Source organism: Novosphingobium sp. (genome assembly GCF_030699305.1).
Lineage (GTDB): Bacteria > Pseudomonadota > Alphaproteobacteria > Sphingomonadales > Sphingomonadaceae > Novosphingobium.
The window spans coordinates 1-4193 of sequence record NZ_JAUYNB010000026.1 but is presented as its reverse complement, the minus strand read 5'-3'; the positions used below and the strand labels follow the sequence as shown (position 1 = coordinate 4193).

5 protein-coding genes and 1 pseudogene are annotated in these 4193 nt (G+C 57.3%); 5 read left to right on the top strand and 1 reads right to left on the bottom strand.

The window, feature by feature from the left end:
• From Q8Q53_RS10880 to Q8Q53_RS10860, 5 genes and pseudogenes are all read left to right on the top strand, one after another.
• Positions 1-146, top strand: a pseudogene (locus Q8Q53_RS10880) (IS5/IS1182 family transposase); the annotation flags it as partial.
• Between the two features lie 160 nt (positions 147-306).
• Entirely contained in the window at positions 307-591 is a 285-nt protein-coding gene (locus Q8Q53_RS10875; protein WP_305701793.1) for a hypothetical protein, read from the top strand.
• 62 nt (positions 592-653) lie between these two features.
• Positions 654-1475 (top strand): hypothetical protein, encoded by an 822-nt coding sequence (locus tag Q8Q53_RS10870; RefSeq protein ID WP_305701792.1) that lies wholly within the window; start codon positions 654-656, stop codon positions 1473-1475.
• Positions 1476-1527: 52 nt separating this feature from the next.
• Complete coding sequence (locus Q8Q53_RS10865) at positions 1528-2832, top strand: aromatic ring-hydroxylating dioxygenase subunit alpha (RefSeq protein ID WP_305701791.1); 1305 nt, start codon at positions 1528-1530, stop codon at positions 2830-2832.
• Between the two features lie 19 nt (positions 2833-2851).
• Positions 2852-3397: a 3-phenylpropionate/cinnamic acid dioxygenase subunit beta gene (locus Q8Q53_RS10860; RefSeq protein WP_305701790.1), complete on the top strand. Its 546-nt coding sequence runs from the start codon at positions 2852-2854 to the stop codon at positions 3395-3397.
• Between the two features lie 55 nt (positions 3398-3452).
• Here Q8Q53_RS10860 and Q8Q53_RS10855 read toward each other — a convergent pair whose 3' ends face one another.
• A complete protein-coding gene (locus Q8Q53_RS10855) occupies positions 3453-3944 on the bottom strand; it encodes a Tn3 family transposase (protein ID WP_305701789.1) in 492 nt (163 codons plus the stop codon).
• Positions 3945-4193: the final 249 nt, after the last annotated feature.

Sequence of the window (4193 nt, the reverse complement as noted above, 5' to 3'; positions counted from 1 at the left end):
TCGAACGAACATTCGCGTGGCTCGGACGATGCGGTCGGCGCGCCAGGGGCCGGGAAACATCAAGTGCCTCGTCCGCGGCGTTGGCGCTCATCGCCGCAATCCGCATGCCCAGCCGCCGGACCACAAGATATTGCTTGGATGAATAAAATTGCGAACTGGTTGTTGGGCGGCCCGGCGCTCGGAGCGGCCTCCGCAGGGTTTTCAGGCCAAACACCATACGCGTGAGTATTGACACGTGAAGATTCGCTTTTTATACGGCTGCCATCAGTCTTCGTGGAGACAGAAGACATACGGAGAGCGAGCGCGATGAGCTACGGATCTGTCGAGCAATTACTCTATGACGTGAGTACGTCGCGTAGCCACCGGGAGGCGTTTTGCCAGAATCCTGAAGAGGCGGCAGGCAAATACGCGCTCACAGACCCGGAACGGGAGATGGTCGTTGCCGTGCAGGTGGAAGACCTGTTCAAATACGGCATCAATCCGATGCTCTTGATGGGTTTCTGGACCAGTGTGCGCGGGCCACAGTCGATGCCCGAATATCTCGCTCGAGTTCCCAAGCTTGAATCCCGGCTGGAAGCCTTGCCGGGCTGAACGGGCATTTCAACGGCGTTTCCAGGCTTGGGCGTATCTGCCCACGAATAGAGAGTTGTCAGATGGCGAAAATCGTTGGTGGCTATATCATGCCGCATGATCCCTTGTTGTTCGTAAATCCGCAGAAGAAAGAGCGCGACCACCTGCTCGGGGCCTACACCCTCATACGGGAAAAGGTGGAAGCGCTGGGGGCGACCAAAGCGATAATCTTCGGTGCGGACCATTACATTCTTTTCAGCCCGCGCTGCCTTCCGCAATTTCTCATCGCCACAGGCGAACTGCATGGCCCGATTGATCGGTTGCCCGGAGTTGCGAACTCATCGATCGCCAGCGATCCGGCTTTCGCGCGCAGCCTTGTAGATTACGCCCATAGTAGCGGGTTCGATGTTGCGGTCGCGCGCGATCTTGGTGTGGATCATGCCATCGGCGTGCCCGCCCAGCTCGCCTTGCCGACAGACGGTTCGGTCAAGACCGTTCCCGTCTACATGGCAAGCGGGGTGGAGCCGTATGTCCGCCTTCAACGCGCATATGAATTCGGACAGATGGTGCGCGAAGCGGTCGCCGCCATGCCAACCGACGACCGAATCGTGTTGATGGGCAGTGGAGGCATAAGCCATTGGGTCGGCACTGGCGAGATGGGGCGGATCAATCCCGAATTCGACAAGCAGGTTCTCGATGCGATCGTGTCCGGTGATCCCGCCCCGCTTCTGGCGATGACCGACCAGGAAATCATGCGCGACGGGGGCAACGGCGGGATGGAAATCCGCCATTTCCTCGCCGTGATGGGCGCGCTTCCCGGAGGATCGGGCGAGGTGCTCGCCTATGAAGCCTGGTCGGGCGGTGTAACCGGCCTTGGCTTTGCGGAAATCCTGCCATCGGCCTGAGATCGGTCGAGGCCATTAAATTGAACGGGAGAATGGGGTGTCAAACCTAGTTGTGGAAACGACCGGCCGAGAAGTACCGGTTGCCAAGGCAGGCGAATGGGTCGATGCGGAAAACGGCTGGATAGATCGCCGGATTTTCTGGCAGGACGATATCTATGCGCTGGAATTGGAACGAATTTTCGCCAGATGCTGGATCTTCGTTGCCCATGATTCCCAATTGCCCGAAATCGGGGATTTTCTGACCAGCACGATAGGCCAGGACGCGGTCATTGTGTCCCGCGGCGAAGATGGCAAAATTCATACCTTCCTCAATTCCTGTTCTCACCGGGGCAATCGTGTCTGCTTTGCCGAGGTAGGCAAGGCCCGCCGGTTTACCTGCAATTTCCATGGGTGGTCCTACGGCCTCGACGGCAGCCTGAAGAGCGTAAGCCGCCCGCAATCCTACGATGGCAATGCCAATTTCGACAAGGCTCAGCTCGGCCTCCACCCGGCCCGGGTGGAAAGCTACAAGGGCATGCATTTTGCCTGCTTCGATCCCGCAGCGCCGTCCCTTGAAGAATACCTGGGCGATTTCCGCTGGTATCTTGACGTCATTCTCGACAACGATGAAGGTGGCATCGAGTTTATTGACGGCAACATCAAATCCCGTCTCAAATGCAACTGGAAGTTCCCTGCAGAAAACTTCGTGGGTGATTCCTACCACGCACCCTGGACCCACAGTTCAGCTCTTATCGCCATGTTCGGCAAGCAGCCGACCATGCGACCAGAACGGTCCTATCACGCCAACGTGAATGGTCACGGCTGGGAGTTTGGACTGGATTTCATCGGCAACGCTGCCACCCTCAATTCGCCGCAGATCATCGAGTATCTTCGCGAGCAGGAAGCCAAGTTTGCTGAACGGCTGGGGAAGGTCCGCAGCAGGATGGTTGGAGCACTCAGCTCGGCCAACGTCTTCCCCAACCTGTCCTTTTTGGCGGGGCACAACACCTTCCGCACCTGGAACCCGAAAGGGCCCAGCGAAACGGAGCTTCACACGTGGGTGTTTCTGAACGCCAATGCCCCGCAGGAGCTGAAGGATGAATATCGGCGCGGAGTGATGCTGACCTTTTCTCCCGCAGGCATCTTCGAGATGGACGACGGTGAGAACTTCGAGAATTGCACGTCGGTCAACGCAGGCGTCGTGACCCGACGCCAAAAGCTCCACGCTGGAATGGGTCTCGATTCACAGATCGACCATGATGAGCTCAAAGGCAACGTTTACCAGAGCCAGATCAACGAGGCAAACCAGCGGGCGTTCTATCTGCGTTGGGCAGACTTGATGGGCGCAGAAACCTGGGCCGATGTGCCTGTCCGCTGAGTATCAATTAGAGGTGACCGTGAACCAATCCGACCAAATCGCATCTTGCGATAATCCCGCAGTTCCCATCGTTTTGCTGCTCGAGATTCAGCAGTTTCTGTATCGCGAAGCCCGTCTTCTCGATGGTGAACAGTATGATGAATGGCTGGAGTTGCTGGCAGACGATATCCATTATTGGGTTCCCGGCGTGCAGGCTCGCTACAGGAAGGACGACGCGAAATTCAGCGTTGGTCGCATGGCATTCTTCGACGACAATCTCGAGTATCTCAAGATTCGTGTTGCCCGTGCCAAGCAGCCCTCTGCCTGGGCCGAAGACCCGCCGACGAGGCACTTCCACCTGGTCGGCAACATCGAAGTTGAAAAGACCGAAAATCCCGCCGAGTGGACTGTACATTCTCTCATTCTGAGCAACCGGCACCGGACTGAGGATGATGAGATGGAGATCAAGGCTCGCCGAGTAGATCTTGTCAGACGGGATCAGGATGGTTCCTTGAAACTGGCTCGCCGGAAGGTGATCTTGCAACAAACAGTATTGCAGTCAAAAAATATCAATACGTTCCTGTAATTGGGTCGTGCGGCTGAGCGGAACAGGAAAGTGTCGTAAGGGGCATTATTTCTTTTCAAAAGTCCCATTCGGAATTAGGTTGGCGTAGCGGTCTGAGGCCACCGTTTGCGACGGCGTCGGGCACGGAGAAGTCGTAGCGGCCGAGGAAATTGATGTGACGCCAGGATATCGGCGAGAGTCGAGCGATATCGGCGGGCAGCGGCGGCGTCCCGGCCTCGCTGAGTTGGCGCACGGTTTCCTCCATGTAGACAGCGTTCCAGTGGACGATGGAGTTGAGGGCGAGACCGAGAACCCCAAGCTGCTCCTCTTGGCCCTGACGCAGAGGGCTTCTGATTTCGCCCCGATCGCCGTGATGGACGCGCCGACCGAGCTTGTGGCGCAATTCCTGCCGGTTGAGCTGAAACAAGATCCGTCGGCGGAACGGTCGGTCGTCGATGTATCGCAGGATGTGCAGCGTCTTGATGATGCGCCCCAGTTGTGAACCGACATAATAAGCTGCAATCTGCTTCGAGTGAGCAATGCTGCGGACTGACAGATTATGCCGCAACGGCTCCGCCCGAACGGGCTTGAGAGTCGGCCTCGACTGCCCCTATTTCCGCAAGTCTGCAACGCCGAGCTCCTTCCACATCCACGTGAAGTCAAAACTGGCCATGGGTGTGACGCGCCATAATTGACGTCATTCCCCGTACCGGTCCCGAAGTTGGCGTACCAAAATAGACGACATTATTCCATCCTGCCAAGCAGGCGACCTGCGGCACCCTGTTCAGCGGCCAGATTACGGTTGTAGAGCAGCGGC

What these genes read in the sequence shown, in the direction of transcription:
- Q8Q53_RS10875 (WP_305701793.1), top strand. Translation starts at nt 307, where the DNA reads ATGAGCTACGGATCTGTCGAGCAATTACTCTATGACGTGAGTACGTCG.
- Q8Q53_RS10870 (WP_305701792.1), top strand. Translation starts at nt 654, where the DNA reads ATGGCGAAAATCGTTGGTGGCTATATCATGCCGCATGATCCCTTGTTG.